Source organism: Singulisphaera photorubra (assembly GCF_045290345.1).
GTDB lineage: Bacteria > Planctomycetota > Planctomycetia > Isosphaerales > Isosphaeraceae > Singulisphaera.
This window is the reverse complement of the sequence record NZ_CP155447.1, coordinates 7,732,474-7,749,723: the sequence shown is the minus strand read 5'-3', so window position 1 is coordinate 7,749,723 and position 17,250 is coordinate 7,732,474. Positions and strand designations below refer to the sequence as shown.

14 protein-coding genes are annotated in these 17,250 nt (G+C 62.5%); 9 read left to right on the top strand and 5 right to left on the bottom strand.

What is annotated here, in order from left to right; genetic code table 11:
• The first annotated feature begins 118 nt into the window (after positions 1–118).
• Positions 119–1,318 (top strand): A/G-specific adenine glycosylase, encoded by a 1,200-nt coding sequence (gene mutY / locus V5E97_RS29145; RefSeq protein WP_406695073.1) that lies wholly within the window; start codon positions 119–121, stop codon positions 1,316–1,318.
• 348 nt (positions 1,319–1,666) lie between these two features.
• Entirely contained in the window at positions 1,667–3,043 is a 1,377-nt protein-coding gene (gene clpX / locus V5E97_RS29140) for an ATP-dependent Clp protease ATP-binding subunit ClpX (RefSeq protein ID WP_406695072.1), read from the top strand.
• 112 nt (positions 3,044–3,155) lie between these two features.
• Here the strand turns inward: clpX and V5E97_RS29135 are convergent, their stop codons facing one another.
• The 3 genes from V5E97_RS29135 to V5E97_RS29125 all read right to left on the bottom strand — a co-directional run bounded on the left by V5E97_RS29135 (position 3,156) and on the right by V5E97_RS29125 (position 6,485).
• Positions 3,156–3,674 (bottom strand): SRPBCC family protein, encoded by a 519-nt coding sequence (locus tag V5E97_RS29135; RefSeq protein WP_406695071.1) that lies wholly within the window; start codon positions 3,672–3,674, stop codon positions 3,156–3,158.
• Positions 3,664–4,989 carry an alpha/beta fold hydrolase gene (locus tag V5E97_RS29130; RefSeq protein WP_406695070.1) on the bottom strand — a complete coding sequence of 442 codons (1,326 nt, stop codon included), beginning with the start codon at positions 4,987–4,989 and terminating at the stop codon, positions 3,664–3,666. The genes V5E97_RS29135 and V5E97_RS29130 overlap by 11 nt, the downstream gene beginning before the upstream one ends.
• 365 nt (positions 4,990–5,354) lie before the next feature.
• Positions 5,355–6,485 (bottom strand): pyridoxal phosphate-dependent aminotransferase, encoded by a 1,131-nt coding sequence (locus tag V5E97_RS29125; RefSeq protein WP_406695069.1) that lies wholly within the window; start codon positions 6,483–6,485, stop codon positions 5,355–5,357.
• 189 nt (positions 6,486–6,674) lie between these two features.
• Here V5E97_RS29125 and V5E97_RS29120 point away from each other — a divergent pair, with 189 nt between their 5' ends.
• On the top strand, positions 6,675–7,238 hold the full coding sequence (locus tag V5E97_RS29120) for a hypothetical protein (protein WP_406695068.1): 564 nt from the start codon (positions 6,675–6,677) through the stop codon (positions 7,236–7,238).
• A complete protein-coding gene (locus V5E97_RS29115) occupies positions 7,238–8,467 on the top strand; it encodes an MFS transporter (RefSeq protein WP_406695067.1) in 1,230 nt (409 codons plus the stop codon). Before V5E97_RS29120 ends, V5E97_RS29115 begins: the two co-directional genes overlap by 1 nt.
• Before the next feature lie 201 nt (positions 8,468–8,668).
• On the opposite strand, the gene V5E97_RS29110 is transcribed toward V5E97_RS29115, so the two are convergent.
• The gene (locus V5E97_RS29110) at positions 8,669–11,101 is read right to left on the bottom strand and encodes a glycosyltransferase family 39 protein (RefSeq protein ID WP_406695066.1); all 2,433 of its coding nucleotides are present in this window, start codon (positions 11,099–11,101) and stop codon (positions 8,669–8,671) included.
• A gap of 254 nt (positions 11,102–11,355) precedes the next feature.
• Here V5E97_RS29110 and V5E97_RS29105 point away from each other — a divergent pair, with 254 nt between their 5' ends.
• Positions 11,356–11,685, top strand: a complete 330-nt coding sequence (locus tag V5E97_RS29105; RefSeq protein WP_406695065.1) for a hypothetical protein — start codon at positions 11,356–11,358, stop codon at positions 11,683–11,685.
• 245 nt (positions 11,686–11,930) lie between these two features.
• Here V5E97_RS29105 and V5E97_RS29100 read toward each other — a convergent pair whose 3' ends face one another.
• A complete protein-coding gene (locus V5E97_RS29100) occupies positions 11,931–13,250 on the bottom strand; it encodes a DUF1501 domain-containing protein (protein WP_406695064.1) in 1,320 nt (439 codons plus the stop codon).
• Between the two features lie 381 nt (positions 13,251–13,631).
• On the opposite strand from V5E97_RS29100, the gene V5E97_RS29095 reads away from it, so the two are divergent.
• From V5E97_RS29095 to moaD, 4 genes are all read left to right on the top strand, one after another.
• On the top strand, positions 13,632–14,759 hold the full coding sequence (locus V5E97_RS29095) for an ABC transporter ATP-binding protein (protein WP_406695063.1): 1,128 nt from the start codon (positions 13,632–13,634) through the stop codon (positions 14,757–14,759).
• A 203-nt stretch (positions 14,760–14,962) separates the two neighbouring features.
• Positions 14,963–16,069: an XdhC family protein gene (locus V5E97_RS29090; RefSeq protein WP_406695062.1), complete on the top strand. Its 1,107-nt coding sequence runs from the start codon at positions 14,963–14,965 to the stop codon at positions 16,067–16,069.
• Positions 16,066–16,674, top strand: coding sequence for a nucleotidyltransferase family protein (locus tag V5E97_RS29085; RefSeq protein ID WP_406695061.1), 609 nt, complete (start codon positions 16,066–16,068; stop codon positions 16,672–16,674). The genes V5E97_RS29090 and V5E97_RS29085 overlap by 4 nt, the downstream gene beginning before the upstream one ends.
• Positions 16,675–16,766: 92 nt before the next feature.
• On the top strand, positions 16,767–17,045 hold the full coding sequence (gene moaD / locus V5E97_RS29080; RefSeq protein WP_406695060.1) for a molybdopterin converting factor subunit 1: 279 nt from the start codon (positions 16,767–16,769) through the stop codon (positions 17,043–17,045).
• Positions 17,046–17,250: the final 205 nt, after the last annotated feature.

Below are 17,250 nucleotides of genomic sequence, written 5' to 3'. Positions count from 1 at the left end.
CTGGGCAGTTCCGGCTGCGGCGGTTCCCCTGCGCCTACAATGCACCGCTGGGTCGTGGCGTCCTCGGCTTTTTTTGCCGCCGCGCGGCCCTGAATGAGGATGAGGGAGCCGGGTTTTCGTGGGACGTCCCCGTAAGTCAAAGATTGAAAAAGATGATCCGCTGGCGGCGGAGCCCTCGCCAGGTCCCGACCTTGACCCGAACTGGGGCTCCCGGGTACGCGAACGGCTCGTGGCCTGGTACGAGCACGCGAAACGCCCGTTGCCCTGGCGAACGGATCAGACTCCTTACCGCATCCTCGTCTCGGAGATGATGCTGGTCCAGACGACGGTCACCGCCGTGGTCCCTTACTTCGAGCGGTTCCTGAACCAGTTCCCCACAATCCAGGCACTGGCCGTTGCTGACGAAGCCGAGGTGCTCAAGGCCTGGGAAGGCCTGGGGTACTACCGCCGCGCCCGGCAACTTCACGCGGCGGCCCGCGCGGTGGTGACCGAGCACGGGGGGACGTTCCCCACAACCCCCGATACGATTCGGGCGTTGCCGGGAGTCGGCCGCTACATCGCGGGCGCCATTCTCTCGTTTGCCTTCGATCAGCCTGCCCCGATCGTTGAGGCCAATACCCAACGCGTGCTGTCCCGCTGGCTGGCCTGGCGCGAAGACCTCAAATCGAGCCGGTCCCAAGCGCGCCTCTGGGAGGCAGCGGAACGCCTCGTCCCTTCCCAAGGAGCCGGTGTATTCAACCAGGCTTTCATGGAACTCGGCGCTCTCTTATGCACTCCACGTTCGCCAAGCTGCCTGGTCTGCCCAGTCGCCGCTGAATGTGGGGCGCGGATCCTGGGGATTCAGGATCTGGTACCGACGACCACTCCCAAATCCCCTCCACTGGAGGTGGCGGAGGCCTGCGGTCTGGTCGTCAGGGACGGTCGGGTCCTGATCGTCCAGCGCGGACCCGGTCGGCTCTGGGAACATTTCTGGGAATTTCCGACGATCCACCTCAACGGAGTGGATCCCGCGGGGCGGTCGTTCGCGGACCCCGTTGATCTGGCGGAGGGAATCCGTCGATTCACGGGTGCCCGAGTTCGAGTCGGGCCGGTCGTGCAGACCGTCCGGTATAGCGTGACCAAGCATCGCGTCAAGCTCGACGCTTATGCGGCGACGGGGCTGAGTGAAGAGCTGAATCCAGGACCGGGATTGGTCCGAGCGGTCTGGGAAGTTCCCGAGAAACTCGCCGCCTATACCTTTGGGGCGGCGAGCCGGCGTCTCGTCTCCTGGATGGCCAAACACGAGGCGGATTTCCACGATTTCCAGTCGGACAGGTGACACAAACCGACCGTAGCGGAGTATCCGCAACAGCGTCTCGTTCGCGCCTGGATTCCTTCCGGCGGCCTTGCTCGGAGTGAAATCGTACTCTAGAATGGGTCAGTTGGCGGATGACGAGGGTGCTCTTGATCACTTCAAGAGACTGGTGGAAACGGATTGTCTTGAGGCGGCCGTTGTTGGATTGGGCCGCCGCAGGAAGCGGCTACGTCGACGGCCCACTTCTCAACCTGAATAATGCCGCGGGATTAGGACGCTCCACCGCAAGACTGAAGCGGACCCAAACTCACCGCCCGGCCGCTTTTGCGCCGGCAGGGCGTCTCCCCCAACGGGGGGCGAAAGGGATTATGCATGCCATCGGGTAAGGACATTACGGGTGGTGGGTCGTCGGGCGGAGGCGGAAAGCGGGGCGGCGGCGGCAGTGCTCCGACGAGCACGACCGGTGGCAACAAGAAGAACGCGTATTGCTCGTTTTGCCGTAAGAGCTATCGCGACGTCGGCCCTTTGGTTGAAGGACCAGGCGACGTTTACATCTGTGGCGAATGTATTGAGCTCTGCCAGTCGATCCTCGACCAAGAGCGACGGCGACGGGGTGTCCCCAAGACCCTCTTCACCGACATTCCAACCCCGCGTGAGATCAAGGAACAGCTCGACGCCTACGTCATCGATCAGGACCGCGCCAAGAAGGTCCTCTCGGTGGCCGTTCACAACCATTACAAACGGTTGGTGCATGGCGAAGACTCCGATAGCCCGATCGAAATCGACAAGTCGAACATCCTGCTGATGGGGCCGACCGGGTGTGGCAAGACCCTCCTGGCGCGCACCCTCGCCCGGATCCTCAACGTGCCCTTCGCCATTGGCGACGCGACCACGCTGACCGAAGCCGGATACGTGGGTGAGGATGTCGAGAACATCCTCCTGAAGCTGCTCCATGCCGCCGACTTCGACCTGGAGAGTGCCCAGCGCGGGATCATCTACATCGACGAAATCGACAAGATCGGCAAGACGAGCCACAACGTCTCGATCACCCGCGACGTCTCGGGCGAGGGCGTGCAGCAGGCCCTCCTCAAAATGCTCGAGGGGACGGTGGCCAACGTGCCGCCTCAAGGCGGGCGGAAGCACCCTGAGCAGCAGTACATCCAGCTCGACACGACGAATATCTTGTTCATCTGCGGCGGCACGTTCGTCGGCCTGGACAACCTGATCGCCCGTCGCGTCGGCCGCAAGACCATTGGCTTCGGCAGCCAGTCGGAAGCCGAGCACAACGTGGAGCTCGGCTCCTTGCTCGACAAGGTCACCTCGGACGACATCCTCGAGTTCGGCATGATCCCCGAGTTCGTCGGCCGGCTCCCGGTGGTCTGCCCGCTCATGCCCCTGGATGTCGACGCCCTGGTCCAGATCATGACCGAGCCCCGCAACGCCTTGGTCAAGCAGTACCGCAAGCTCTTCGAGATGGAAGGGGCCGACCTCGAGTTCACCCCCGAGGCCCTGATCGAGATCGCCAAGAAGGCCAAGGCCAAAGACACGGGCGCTCGCGGACTGCGATCGATCGTTGAAGAGATCATGCTCGAGATCATGTACGAGCTGCCCGATCGCTCGGCCAAGGAGAAGGGGCGGTTCGTGGTAACCCCCGAGGTCGTCCGCAAGGAAAAAAACCTCTTCGACACGCCTCCGCTCCCACTGACCCCTGCCAAGTCAGCGGCGGAACGTAAGAAGGAAAGCGCCTGAGCCAACGCCGGAAACGAGATCACGACGATCAGGCCATCCATTCGCCTGATCGTCGTCGGTCTGTCGTCTCTACTCTGATTGCGACCACCTTGCCGCTTCCGTGCAGATCGGCTTACAGCAGCACGTTGTTCGCCAGGTCCAGAGCGAGATGGTCGAGCATTTCGAGCCAACTCGGATGAGCTCCGGTGCGCTTGGCTAGCGACTCGAGTACGGTCTGATGCAAGCTGAGTTGCGTTTTCCCCGCGAGCTCGGCGAACGTCACCGTCACGATCGTTTCTCTCGGCCAGTCCGGGTCCATTCCAACTTCAGCAGGACCGACCAGGTTGCCATTCGCATCCGAGATGGCAACCGTATAGACGATCCGCTCGGGCTTGGCGATTTCGCGATAGACCCCCTTGCACCAGCACTCGTGTCCCTCGGGGCTTCGAACGCAAGAGTGAAAGACGCCTCCCGGGCGGAGATCGAACTCGCGGAACTGCGTCGTGCAGCCGGTCGGCGCAAACCAACGGGTCAGGTGCTCCGGATCGGTCCATGCGCGAAACACGAGCTCACGAGGTGCATCGAAAACGCGAGTGATCAAGACCTCTCGCTCGGATGGATCCGTGGCCAAACGAGTCCCATCAGTGGTCATGTGCCTGATTCTCCTTGAGTACTGGCATGGGTGAATCGAGGAATGTCGGAATCATCGCGAGCAGCAAATCGTCTCGTTCCACAAGCGTCATGTGATCCGTGCCGGGAAGCACGGCAAGTTGGCCAAGGGGGAGCAGGCGTAACATCTCCACGGCGTGCTCGGGGCGGACGACATCGGCATCCCCGATCATGACCATCGTGGGTGCGTCGATCGACCGGAGGTCCTCCTCTCGCCAGTCTTCAAATTCCAGCATGCGCTTCGCACACTTGGCGACAAAGGTGGGCAATGCCTCAGGATTCGGCGCCACCTTGAGATAAGCCTCTCGTAAACTTGCTGGCATATCCTCAGGGGACGCATGCTTGAGCGACTCTCGAAGCTTGGGGTCGAGGCCGTCATTTTTGAACATGGCCGCGGCGACAACGAGCTTACGCACCAGTTCCGGGTGCCGGATCGCGATTTGGAGGGCGACGTTGCCTCCATTGCTATAGCCGTAGAAGTCGGCTCGTTCGATTTTGAGATACCGAAGCAGAGCGGCGGTGTCGTCCGCCGACTGCTCGAAGCTGAAGGGGCGATCGACGTCGGCGGTGCGTCCATGCCCCTGCTGCTCGAAGGCGATGACCTGCCGGTTCTTCGCAAAGGGGAGCAAGACTTTTCCGAATGAGGTCTCGATCGTCGATCCGCCACCGTGAAGCAGAACCAACGGGCGACCGGCGCCGTGAATCTCGTAATAGATCTTGAGCCCGTTCACGGGCGCGTAGCCACTCTTGAAGACAGTGGCTTGCGTGGACTCGCCTTCTACCACCGATTTCAGTTGCGCCAGCCCCTTCTCGAAATCACCGCCAACCATTTTGTCCATACTAATAAACAGTTGAAATAATTTCGCAACGAAATTGTTTTTGCCGGCCATGCTCCAACTCACGGCGGTGTGGTCACCCTCTGGCTTGAACGTGAACTCCACGGTGTTGGTGGCCGAAAACGGCTTCAGGAATTCCAGCCTCATCCTGACCTGATCGCTGGGACGGCTCTCCGTGATCGTCATGCTTCCTTCACCAACGTCGGTATTGCCGGCCCATCGGTAGATGGCCCCCGTTCCTGCCGACGGTCCCTCGAAGGTCATCTTCACCGCAGGATCGAGTTTCGCCCAGGGTGACCATGTCTGAAACTGGTGAAGGTCATTGACACGTGCGAAGACCGCCGGGGGAAGGGCGGAAATGGTCGCCGTTCGCTCCACGCGGAACCCGGATGGCTGCATCGCAACGACGCCGACAAAGCCGGCGACAATCACCGCGAGCGCGATGAGAACCTTTTTCCACATCCTGATTCTCCCCCCGATTGACCTGAGGCACACGATCGGCTCGCGACCTCGCTACGAAGAAGATCGGCCAACACTCGTAATTTACCTTAAGGTTAAATAGCTGACCAGTAAAGTACAGGCTCGACCCCTCTCGGTCAAGGCGGGTCGCCCGATGATCTCGCTCACCCAATGATGAATCACGGCCGAGCCGGCCAGGCTACAGATCTCGGTGGATCGTAGCCCGGCCGGCTCGGCCGTGATTCCCAAAAGGGGTCGGCGCGAGTCCAAGGGGTGATTTCGGACCCGAGTGAAATACGATCGGGCCGGCCGGGCACCTGGTGGTAGCTCGGCCAGCCCGAAGAGGAGAACGTGCCGGATCCACCGCTTTAGCGTGCCTGGGTGGTCACCGGGGTCCGCGCCATCTCGCGAAGAATCTCGAGACCGCGCGCCAGCGTCGAATCATCGACGGCGTAGGAGATCCGGAAGTGAGTGTCGCGCTTGCTGAAGACGTTGCCGGGGATGATGAGCAGGTTGCGGCGGATCGCCTCGGCGACGAACTCGGTCGCCGTTCCCCAAGGGGCACGCGGGAACGCGTAGAAAGCGCCTGCGGGACAGGCGAGGTCGAAGTCTTCGGAGAGGGCCGCCACGACGGCGTCGCGCTTCTTGCGATAGGCATCGACCCGAGTGTTGAGATCCTGGTCGAGGGCCACGACGCCGGCGTACTGAACCACGCTCGGAGCGCAGACGAAGCTGAACTGCTGAAGCTTGGCCATTTCCTGGATCACGTGGGCCGGACCGTGGGCGAACCCGAGCCGCCAGCCGGTCATGCCGTGAGCCTTGCTGAAGCCGTCGACGACCAGAACCTGGTCGTTCCAGGTCGCGGGGGTGGCGAATGAGTCGTCGTAGCAGAAGGCGCGATAGACCTCGTCGCTGATCAGTAGGACGCCGCGCTCGCGGCAGAGCGTCGCAAGCGCCTGCATCTCCTCGGCCGAGGCGACCGCCCCGGTCGGATTGGCCGGCGAGTTGACCACGATGCACTTGGTCCGCACCGTGATCGCGGCGGCGACCTTCTCGACGTCGATCCGAAAGTCAGGGTAGCTGTCGACCAGAACCGTGGTCCCGCCCGCCAGCGCCACGAGGTTGCCGTACATGACGAAATAGGGGTCGAAGACGATCACTTCGTCCCCCGGATTGACCACCGACGAAAGCGCGAGCAACAAGGCACCCGACGTGCCCGAAGTGACGATCACCTGCCGGTCCTGATGACCGAATTCGGCATCGACCGAGGATTGTAGCTTGCCTCGGAGTTCGGGAATGCCCTGGGTGAGCGTGTAGGCGTTGCGGCCTTGCTCGATCGCCTCGATCGTGGCCGCCTTGACCGGCTGTGCGACATCGAAGTCAGGGAGTCCAATCGAGAGGTTGATCGGGTTCTTCATCGACTTCGACATGTCGAACGCCTTGCGGATCCCCGAGGCTTCGATCTGTTTCATCCGGTCGGCGATCCAGGCGTCGTTCACGTTGGCGGCTCCGCCTCTAGGCAAAGGAGTTCGTTAGTCACGCACCATCAAGGGAACTAAAATTATAACGCGCCTGGCTATGGGTCGTGAGGGGCGTCACGTTGCCAAGACCGGGAGCATTCGCGTACCTTAGAGCGATCGACCTCGGCAGTAGGTTCGCTGCTATGCTCCGCTGAGTGGCTCAATGCAATGCTTCGCTACTTCCTCGTGCTCGCCGTCACTGATGGCTCGCTCCTGATCGCCAGCTTCGTCCTCGGTCTACTCGCCAGCGGCGAACCGCGCGGGCCAGGTTCGATCTGGCGTGGGATTCACTTGCTGTTCGCCTTATTCACCACCATGGCGACGCTCGGCGTCCATTCGATCGTCTACACCTACTTCCTGGCCACCGGTAAGTGGGCCAAGGAGGTGGTACGAGTCTACCAACTGCCCGATTGGATCAACGACCAGGCGAAGAAGAACAAGCGAAAGGCGTTTCGCTTCGAGTTCTGGAGCATGACCCTGATCGCGATCACCGCCTGGCTCGGCGCCGCGGCGGACACGCAGGGGCTGAATCCGCTCTGGCACCTGGGAATCGCCGCGGCGACCATCGCCTTCAATCTCGGTGCCTTTGGCGTCGAATACGCGGTGATCGTCGCCCAAGCCCGGCTCCTTCTGGAAGTGAAGGCCCGGGCCGATCAAATGCGCGAGGCCCGCTATGGGCCCGAATCTGCTAATGTCGCCGCGGAAGTGGCGTCGGGGGAGGACCGCCGCTAATGTCTCCGCTTGGTGTCGTGATCACGATCGTCCTTGTCGATCTGCTCGGTTTCAGCATTGTCATGCCTCTGCTTGCGCCCTTTGCCAAGCAGTACGGGTTCTCGGGCGGACAAATCGGCTTGCTGTTCGCAGCCTATCCGTTGTGCCAGCTTGTGGCGGGTCCGATCCTTGGGCGCCTCAGCGACCGTTACGGTCGTCGGCCGGTCCTGATCGTCAGCCAGGCGGGCACCGCGCTCTCGTTCTTGATCCTTGGCTTCTCATCAAACTTCACCGTCATGCTCCTGGGCCGAATGCTCGACGGAGCCTCCGGCGGCAATATCCTCGTGGCCCAGGCCTACGTGGCCGACATCACGAAACCGGAAAACCGGGCGCGCGGGATGGGCCTGATCGGCATGGCATTTGGCCTCGGCTTCGTGCTGGGGCCGCTCCTCGGCGGCCTCTTGCTCGAGTTGCCTGTCGACCCGGTATGGCGGCTGCGGATCCCGTTCCTGGTGGCGGCCGCCTTCTCGACGTTTGCCTGGGTGCTCGTCCTCACCCGACTCCCCGAATCGCTCCCCCAGGACACCCAGGCCCGGCAAGCCGCGCGGGTTGTGAGCTGGCGGGGGATCATCGACACCATGACGCTTCCCGGAGTGGGCCGGCTCGTGATCCTGGGATCGCTGGTCGTCCTCGCCTTCGCCGCGCTCGAAGGAACGTTCAGCCTCTTCCTGCGTGAACGCCTCGACTGGGATGCGCGCGGAGCGGCCTTTGGCTTCTCGTTCCTCGGCCTCGTCAGCGCCCTCGTGCAAGGGGGCTTCATCCGCCGCCTGGTTCCCAAGTACGGTGAACCCAGGCTGATCCTCGTGGGCGTTGCCACGCTCGGTCTCGGATTCGTCGGTCTCGCGCTGGCAGAAAGCGCTCCCACTCTGCTCGGAGCGACCCTCATCGTGGGGGTCGGCCAAGGCCTGGCCAGCCCGACGGTGACCGGTTTGCTCTCCCGGATCACCCCTGACCGAGAGCAAGGGGCCGTCTTCGGGGTCCTTTCGTCGGCCCAGACCCTGGCGCGAATGGCGAATTACGTCGTCGCCAACCTTCTGCTCGCGCGACGCGGCCCGGCGGCTCCATTCTGGGAGGCCGCCGCAATCAGCGCGGTGGCCCTCTTGTTGGCCCTGACCGTCATACGAATGCATCGCCCCACCAAAGCGCTCGATGAACCCTTGGCCGTCGGCAGCGAACAGGTCAACGCATAGAAAAGAGGCCTGGCGAGCGGGGAGCATGAGCTCCCCGCCTTCCACCCGAATGGGGGGCGTTGGTTTGTGAGTGAGCCCGGACATCTGGTTGTCCGGGCCACACGAGCAAATCCGCCCGGTTACCTGTTTCGGCAAAACCTCGAGTGCAGACCAAAGGCGGCAAAACCTGCCGAGCCGTGCACGCCCTACAAGAAAGCCGGCTCAACGTCCGGATTTTACGGGCGAGGCGGCGTAGGCCTGATCCAGATAGCCGCCGATCGCATCCGCGTCGGTGTAGGCAAATCGAGTCAGTACCGTCCGCACGTCCTCGGGGCGAGAAATCAAGATCTCGATCGCCTCGGTCAACGCTTCGGGGCGAATCTCGAGAAGCTGGTTGGCGAACCGGCGAGCCGGGATCCGACCGTCAGGCGAGCCCTGGCTGTCGAACCGGGTCAGGACGGCCAGGAGCGCGGAGGCTCCCGAGCTGAGAGTGATGGGGGCCTCTTTCACGATCGCAGGCGCGGCCGCGACGATGGCTTGTGCGGCCGAACGCAAACCGGCCGGATCGTCACGGGCCCACTCGAACAGGGGCTCATTGACCTGCGGAAGCGGAGCTTTCGTGAGTCCCTCTCCCCAGAACCGCCCCAGCCAGGGCGCGGACCGGCGCACCCACTCAGGGATCTCGACCCGAGGAGCCGGCTCGCTCGAACCGGAGGCAAGCAGATTCAACGCGACAGCGCGCGAGACGGCCAACGGATCGGCAACCGACGCAACCCTTAGTCGATCTAGTTGCGCAGGAGCAAGCGAGTAAAACGGCTTCATGGCAAACAGGAGCCGTGATTGCGACGACGCTTTGGCATCCTGGGTGAGCAGCCAGCCATAGGGGAACTTGCTCGAGTCCTTCATCCCAAGGTCGATGTCCCCTCTCAGGGCCCCCAACGACTGAAGCTCCGAGAACGTGGGCGCCTCCACCTTGCCCGTGAAAAAGCTGACCGCGGCCCCCGGCGGCAGAAGTTCATTGATCGCCGCGATCGCCGAAGGATTGAAGGCGTCATACCAGTAAGCGAGTTCGAAACCCTTCTCCCGCGCCCCCTTTGGCCCGCCGATCAGCTCGTTGTAGTACGAAAGCTCGAAGGGATGGACCTTGACCAGTTGCCAGGCCGAGGTCAGCAGTACGAGACCGGCCAGAACGCTCCGAGTCCAGACGAGTCGTACGCTGAGCCGACGCGCCAGGCCGTCCGCCACCCAGACCGTCCCCCAACCCGCCAATCCCGCCATGAAAAAGAAGGCCGGGAGCAGAAGGCGGACCCCATCATGGGCCGGGGTCGGCAGCATCCGGAGGATCGGCCAGGTCAGAAAGTGAACCAGAAAGTACAGCGGGATACGATCTTGGCGCACAACCCGAATCGCGTAAATCATGCCGGCAAGGGCCGCCAGGACGATCGCCAAGGGAGTGACGACGGCAATCAAGACCCAGCCGTTGTGCCACGGCAGACTGAATTCGTAGAGTTCGCCCAGGTAGAGAATCCAGATATCAGGGAGCGAACCACGCCGATCGGTATTGAGCATGTAATAGTGCGCCAACCTCGGCAGTGTCTCGCGCCACCAAGCCGGGTTTCCCAGCCAGCTCACGACGGGGGCGAACGCCAGGATGGCCGTCCAGGTCTCAATCGCCGGCCGCTCTTGCCCCCAGACCAGGCTCCCGCGATAGACCCGTCCGAGCAACCGACGGAGGATCCAGACCATCAGCGGGACGGCCAGGATCATGCCGGGAACAACACTCGGCGGCCGAGCGACAAAAAGGTTCGTGGTCAACGGCGGCGGGAGCTTCTCCTTCAAGCGGAGAATTTCCACGAAGGCGACCCCAAGGGGGAAAAGCATGGCCAACGTCGTCAGCAGGCCATCGATCCAGGCGGCCTTCCCACCTCCCTCCCGGGTGAACGCTCTCGGCAGGTGGCTGACCAGTAGCCAGGCGAGCAACGGGAGCACAACCAGCACGGCCGCCATCTTCTCCACAAACGCCAGGCCGATCAGCACCCCGACCAGGATTCGCCACCGCCTCCCCCCCGGTTCATGGAGGCCCTTCCAGAACGCCAGCGCCGTAGCGGCCCAGAGCAGGAGGCCGGGCATATCGGTCCCCGCGATGTGACCATCGCCATAGACCCGAGGCATACACAACAAGGCCCCAGCCATCACACCGCCAACCCAGACTCCATACCGCCGCGCAAGGAACCCAAATCCAATCGCGATCGTCAGCGCGTACTCGAGAACCGAGGCCAACCGCCGCGACGGAATGTCCTTCACCCAGCGTCCGACCAGTGCGTGCGTCGCCAGATTCAACTGCCCCGCCAGCGGGGGATGAAAATTGATCCCGTGCCGGCCATAGGGCCAGTAGTACAACAGAACGTCGGGGTCAAGCAGGGCCGAGACCTCCTCACCGGACCTCGCATCCGCCAAACGCTCCCACCACTGGGCCGACATGATCTGACTGTACCGGTAGGCGGGCTCGTCCCAGGTCAGCCCGATGTCCCCCAAGGTCGGCAACGTCGCCGCAAGCGCCGCGATGAACACGACCGCACAGGCCACCCACCACCGTGCTCCGGACAGTCGGATCGACTCGTTCTCGTCACATCGACGACTCTCAGTGTTTGCCATTACGCTCACACACGCACATGACCGATCGAAATACGCCACATGAAATCCAAAGATCCAGAGACGAGCAACAGGCGGAATACGCGGCCCATCTCACCCATTTTTCCCATATTAAGGAAAACCCATTGCAGGAATGCGATCCTTATTTTATTCTACTCTTCGAGAGGGCGCCGAAATTGCCCAACCGAAAGACTCGTATTGCCGGACCTCCCGTGAGGTCCTGACTTTGAGTATGAAGTAATCTAGGAGACAAGTCCATGCGACGACAGCTGTTGACCTTGGCCCTGACCGGTCTCTTCGGCACCCTTCTGCTGAGCAGCGATGCCAGCGCTTGCCACAAGAAGCGCTGCAAGGCCCCCGCGACTTGCGCACCGGTCGCGACCGTCGTGGTCGCCCCCTGTCCCCCGCCCGCCCCGGTCTGTGAGCCCGCTCCGAAGTGCGGCCACCCCCGCAAGAAGCTCTTCGGCGGCCTCTTCCACAAGAAGCGCGTTCATGCGACCCAGGTCGTCTACGCGGCCCCCGCTCCCTGCGACACCTGCGCAGCCCCCTCCTACCAGTCCGTGGTCCCCTCGGGCCAGGGCTTCTGAGTCAATTGAGGGCGGATGGCCGGTATTGACCGGCCATTCGCCCTCATTTTTTTATGCGCAAATCGAGCGATCCCTCCTCGCATTTCCGTTCCCATTTGCCCGATCCCTCTGCGTGGATCCAGGTTCTGCGCAAGACGGGCTGAGGCCGCGCGACATCGGCTCGGGTCCCGCGTTCCGTCGTCAAGCGCATGAAAAAAGGCGGCCGATTTCGGCCGCCTGGGTCACGGACCAACACCAGATCAAATTCAAACCAGCTCGCGAATCGGACGACCTTCGTAATTGATCTGGATCGGGCGACCGTCCGGAGTGACATGGGTGGTATCGAGAGGGATACCCAGCCCATGGTAGAGCGTGGCAGCGAGATCTTCCGTGTAGTACGGCGCCTCCGTGGGTTGCTCACCCAGGGCATTGGTGGAGCCCACGGCGACTCCAGGCCGGATCCCGCCCCCAGCCAACAGCGCGATGCCAGCGGTGGACCAGTGGTCACGCCCCGCAGACGGGTTGACCTTCGGTGTCCGGCCAAAGTCGCTCAGGGTCAAGACGAGCGTCGATTCCAGCATCCCGCGGTCGGAGAGGTCTTGAAGTAGGCCCGAGAGAGCCGTGTCGAGCCGTGGGAGTAGCCTGTCCCTGAGCGAGGTGAAATTATTTTGGTGCGTGTCCCAGCCGCCGTCGGTGACGGTGACAAACCGGACGCCTGACTCGATCAGTCGACGCGCCAGCAAACAGCCCTGTCCCAGCGAATGGCGGCCATACCGGTCACGAATCCGAGGGTCTTCACGGCCGATGTCAAACGCCTTCTTCGCCTGAGGCGCGGTGACCAGGTTGTACGCCTTTTCATAGAAGGTGTCGGCCGCCTCGAGCGCCGCGGTGCTCGACTCGAACTGGGCCTGCCAGGTGTCGACGGTTTCGAGCACTTTCATCCGGCGCTGGAAGCGTTCATGGTCCACGCCGCCGGGCAAGGTCACGTCGCGGACCGTAAAGCTGGGGCTCGACGCATCACCAGGGAGGACGAACGGGTTGAACTGATCCCCCAGGAAGCCAGCCACTCCGCCGCCAAACCGCTGGTCGATCGCCACGCCAAGTTGGACGTAAGGAGGCATGCTGTTCCGGTCCCCCTTCTCCTTCGCAACGACCGCTCCAAACGAAGGGAAAGTGACCGACTGGTTGAACGGATGCCCCGTCATCATGTACGCGTCGGCCACTCCGTGCGAACCATTGCGCGGGTTGAGCGAGCGGAGGATCGAAAACTTATCCTGGTGCTGAGCAAGCCTGGGCAGCGGGTCGCACACCTGGATGCCGGCAACTTTGGTATCGATGACCCCGAACTCACCTCGGATCTCGGCCGGAGCCTCGGGCTTGGGATCGAAACTATCGATATGGCTGATCCCACCCTGAAGCCAGAGCAGGATGCACGACACCTCTTTGCCCGGCGATCCCGCCATCGCCCGAGCCCGAAGAAATTCGGGCAAGCCCAACCCGAGCGCCGAGAGCGATCCGACTCGAAGAACATCGCGCCGAGTCACCCCGTCACAATCCCGGTTCGACCCATTCTTGAGCTGAAACATCGGGCCACTCCCTCGTCGGAAAAGTCGAGCGTCGCGTCATGTTTTCATGGATTTCGTGCATGATCTCATCGACCACACATTTAAGGAAAGTTTAACACCACCCCCAACCTGGAGCAACAAGAATCCTTCGCCCTTGATTTCGCCCCAAAAGGGCCATAAAACCCGGCGAAAATGCAGCACTTTTGCGATGCATCCGGCAAGCGGATTCTCCACGAAGCGTGAGTTGAGCTTTGAAGGAATCACACAGCAGGACCGGCCGGTTCTCAGTCGCACACCAATCGGCGTCCCGACACCTTCTTTTAAGGATGGACCACTTCGGCTCCCGCCAAGGTATGATCTGGGGAGCCCGAACAATCAGTTACTGAATGAGGGGGAGGGTCGTTGGCTCAGGTCGCATTGAAGAATATCTCGAAGACTTATCCTGGGGAGGTCTCGGCAGTCTCGGCGATCGACCTCGACATCGGTGATGGCGAACTGTTCGTACTGGTCGGGCCCTCGGGTTCGGGGAAGAGCACCCTCTTGCGGCTCATCGCTGGGCTGGAAACGCCCACTGCGGGAAGTCTCTGGATCGGCGAACAGAGGGCCGATGGACTGTCTCCGGCGGATCGCGACATCGCGATGGTGTTTCAGACCCCCGCGCTCTACCCTCATCTCTCGGTCCATGGAAACCTCGCGTTCGGCCTCCGCGCCCGGCGTTTCCCGAAGCCTGAGATTCTGAGTCGAGTCACGGCGGTTTCGGCCCGGCTCGGCCTGGACGAACTCCTCAACCGCTGGCCAGCGACACTTTCAGGGGGCCAGCGTCAGCGGGTCGCGCTGGGACGTGCGATCGTCCGTGAGCCCCGCGTATTTCTGCTCGATGAGCCGTTTTCGAGCCTCGACGCCCCGCTCCGTGCGTCGATGAGGGCCGAGCTCATCGATCTTCACCGAAAGCTCGGAACGACGATGATCCACGTCACCCACGACCAGGCCGAGGCAATGGCGATGGGGGGCCGAATCGCCGTGATGGACCAAGGGCGGGTGGTTCAGGCAGGGACTCCCCTGGAAGTCTATCACCACCCAGCGAGCCGGTTCGTCGCCGAATTCATCGGTAGCCCGCCGATGAACGTTCTCCCCTGTGAGATTGAATGGTCGGCGGAATCGATCAGGATCCACGTCGCGGGCACGCCCTTGGAGTCGACCTGGACGACAGCGATTGGCTTGGGTTGGACTGAACCGCTTCGCGAGCGGAAACGGGCCCGAGCCGACCTCGGGGTTCGCCCCGAACAGATCGCTCTGGCAGATGGGGAGTCCACAGCGGCCACCCGTTTGAACACTTCTGCCGAAGTGCGCCGACTCGAGCCGCTCGGGCACGAGACGATTGCAACGGTCCACCTCGGGCCGCACCCACTCAGCCTCCGGATTTCGCCTAGCAGTGCGATCCGGGTCGGCGACCGTGTCCCAATTCAGATCGACCCGAATCTCGCAGCCTGGTTCGACGCCGACACAGGTCTGGCATTGCGGACCGGATGATACGAAGTGTTCGATCACAATGGCGGTCCGCCCGGTAGGGCAGGCAAACCGATCCGCGGAGTCTCGCAGCGCAACGTGTGGGACTCGTCGAGACAATCCTGCGGTACGATCGAAGTGCCCGATTGTCGAATGACGACGGACGGGATAGCCTTGGCATGGTGACAGCCTTACGATTTGCCTCGATCGGGTAGGGCCAAGGCGCGATGCGCGACGTGCTGCAAAGGTTGACCGACGCCCTGGAGCGCGGTCGGGAACAGATCATTTGCCAGGTGGTCGAGACCAAGGGTTCGACCCCCCAAAAAGCGGGGGCCTTGATGGTCGTCGACCCCGACGGCGGTCAGGCCGGTACGCTCGGAGGGGGATGCGTCGAGGCCGAGGTGAAACAAAAGGCGATCCGCCGCATCGGTGAGTCGGGCGCGGAGGTTCACTCGTTCATCCTCGACCACGACTATGCCTGGGCCGACGGCCTGATCTGCGGCGGGAAAATGGTCATCGCCACCGAGGCCCTCCGCGGGCCCGATCCGCTGACTTACATCCGAGCCTATCAGCGGCTCCTCGAATCCGGCGAAGGGTATACCGAAGCTGTCGTCATTGACGCGGTTCGCGCGGGGCTGCCACTCGGGTGCCGGTTCCTGTTCGATCACGATGGGACGCTCACAGCGGCCTGGCCGGCAACCGAAATACCGGGTGCAGCGGTCAAAGGTGTGCGTCCGCTCTCCGATCGACCTCGGCCCAGCGTCCAAGCCGGGGTGGCCTTTTTACCGACCTTACCTCGGATCCGCCTCGTCGTGGTTGGGGGAGGACACGTGGGGCAGGGGGTCGCCAACCTCGCCGCTCAGGCCGACTTCGAGGTCTGGGTCGTCGACGACCGACATCAGTATGCCAACTCCGAGCGATTTCCCATGGCGACGCGGATCGTCGTCGGACCGATCGATGAAGTTCTCCCCGCGTTGGAGATCACATCGCGAACTTATGCTCTGATCGTCACCAGGGGCCATGGCCACGATCAGGAAGCGCTCTATCATCTGGCCTCGACCCCCGCAACGTACGTCGGCCTGATCGGCAGCCGCCGCAAAATCCGGCTCATCTTCGCGAGTTTGCGAGACATGGGCTTTTCTGAGTCGGCCCTCGGACGCGTGGCCGCGCCGGTCGGGCTGGACATCGGTTCGCAGACCGTCCCTGAAATCGCGATCAGTATTGTGGCTGAGCTGATCGCCAGGCGCAACCTGGGACCGGGCGGCCAGGCCACGCGCCCGACGATCGAACCGGCTCCCGACGAAGTCCCGGTTGCCGGGCGCCCCCTCGCATGATCGCCTCAATCGTTCCCGCCGCCGGGCGGAGCGAACGGATGGGCCGGCCCAAGCTGATCCTGCCCATCGACGGCCGGACAGTGATCGCCCGGGTTGTCCACGCCCTGGGGCAGGGGGGAGCAAAGCCGGTTGTCGTCATCACTCCGCCTCGCGATGCAGCCGGGGCAAGTACTCTGATCGACGAAGCCGACAGGGCAGGGGCCATCGTCAAGATTGCGGAGAACCGCCCCCCCGACATGCGGGCCTCGTTCGAGATCGGCCTGGCTCACCTGGAACGATCGGACTGTCCATCTGCAGTCATGCTCACACCGGCCGACAGCCTCGGTATCACCGCCGCGCTCGTCGCTCAACTTATGAAACATTCCGAGACCGTTCCCGAAGCGATCCTGATACCAACCTACCAAGGGCGACGTGGTCACCCCATCGTCTTACCCTGGACCCTGGCGATTCAAAGTCGCGAACTCCCCCAGGGTGTCGGACTGAATGCGCTGGTCGCGCTCCACGCCTCAGAGGTCATTGAAGTCGCGGTCGACGAATCAGGAGCTCTCGAGGATCTCGACACACCCGAAGACTACCAACGATGGATTCGCTCTCCACCTCAATGACAACAGACCGCGGCAAATCCGTCGAAGCGAGTTGGGATAGGATTCCGTCGCTGCCCTCCACTTACTAACAGCGAAGAGAGCGAGCAACTCCTTTGCAAGTCACCATCCGACTCTTCGCCTTGGCCAAACAACTGGCCGGACAATCCGTGCTCACCCTCAACCTACCTGAGGCCTCAACCGTCGCCAGCCTCAGGCTGCAGATCGCCCGTGACTACCCGGAACTGGCCCCCCTCGTCCCAAATCTGATGATCGCCATCGATTCGGAATACGCTTCCGACCAAATGACGATCGTGAAGGGATCGGAAATCGCCCTGATTCCCCCGGTCAGCGGAGGTGCCTGTCACGACTCGCAAAGAATCGAGTCACCCTGAACACCTGATTTACCAAGGATTTAAGTAAAACTTGTGAGGGATTTGAGAGGAAGTGGTTGACTCTGGCTCGGATCTGGGTATTATTCCCCTTGTCGCCTGTGTCACCACGGGTGACAACGAAACGGCCGGCTGACCTGGGAACGGGAAACCGCTCACCATGACAGCGGGCCGCGATGTTGTCGGTAGGTGGGCCGGCGTGACACGC

Bases quoted from the DNA above. Each gene is read 5' to 3' on its own strand.
- V5E97_RS29120 (WP_406695068.1), top strand. From the start codon at position 6,675: ATGCTTCGCTACTTCCTCGTGCTCGCCGTCACTGATGGCTCGCTCCTG.
- V5E97_RS29085 (WP_406695061.1), top strand. From the start codon at position 16,066: ATGATCGCCTCAATCGTTCCCGCCGCCGGGCGGAGCGAACGGATGGGC.
- clpX (WP_406695072.1), top strand. From the start codon at position 1,667: ATGCCATCGGGTAAGGACATTACGGGTGGTGGGTCGTCGGGCGGAGGC.
- V5E97_RS29100 (WP_406695064.1), bottom strand. From the start codon at position 13,250: ATGTTTCAGCTCAAGAATGGGTCGAACCGGGATTGTGACGGGGTGACT.
- V5E97_RS29110 (WP_406695066.1), bottom strand. From the start codon at position 11,101: ATGGCAAACACTGAGAGTCGTCGATGTGACGAGAACGAGTCGATCCGA.
- V5E97_RS29090 (WP_406695062.1), top strand. From the start codon at position 14,963: ATGCGCGACGTGCTGCAAAGGTTGACCGACGCCCTGGAGCGCGGTCGG.
- V5E97_RS29130 (WP_406695070.1), bottom strand. From the start codon at position 4,989: ATGTGGAAAAAGGTTCTCATCGCGCTCGCGGTGATTGTCGCCGGCTTT.
- V5E97_RS29135 (WP_406695071.1), bottom strand. From the start codon at position 3,674: ATGACCACTGATGGGACTCGTTTGGCCACGGATCCATCCGAGCGAGAG.
- V5E97_RS29105 (WP_406695065.1), top strand. From the start codon at position 11,356: ATGCGACGACAGCTGTTGACCTTGGCCCTGACCGGTCTCTTCGGCACC.
- V5E97_RS29115 (WP_406695067.1), top strand. From the start codon at position 7,238: ATGTCTCCGCTTGGTGTCGTGATCACGATCGTCCTTGTCGATCTGCTC.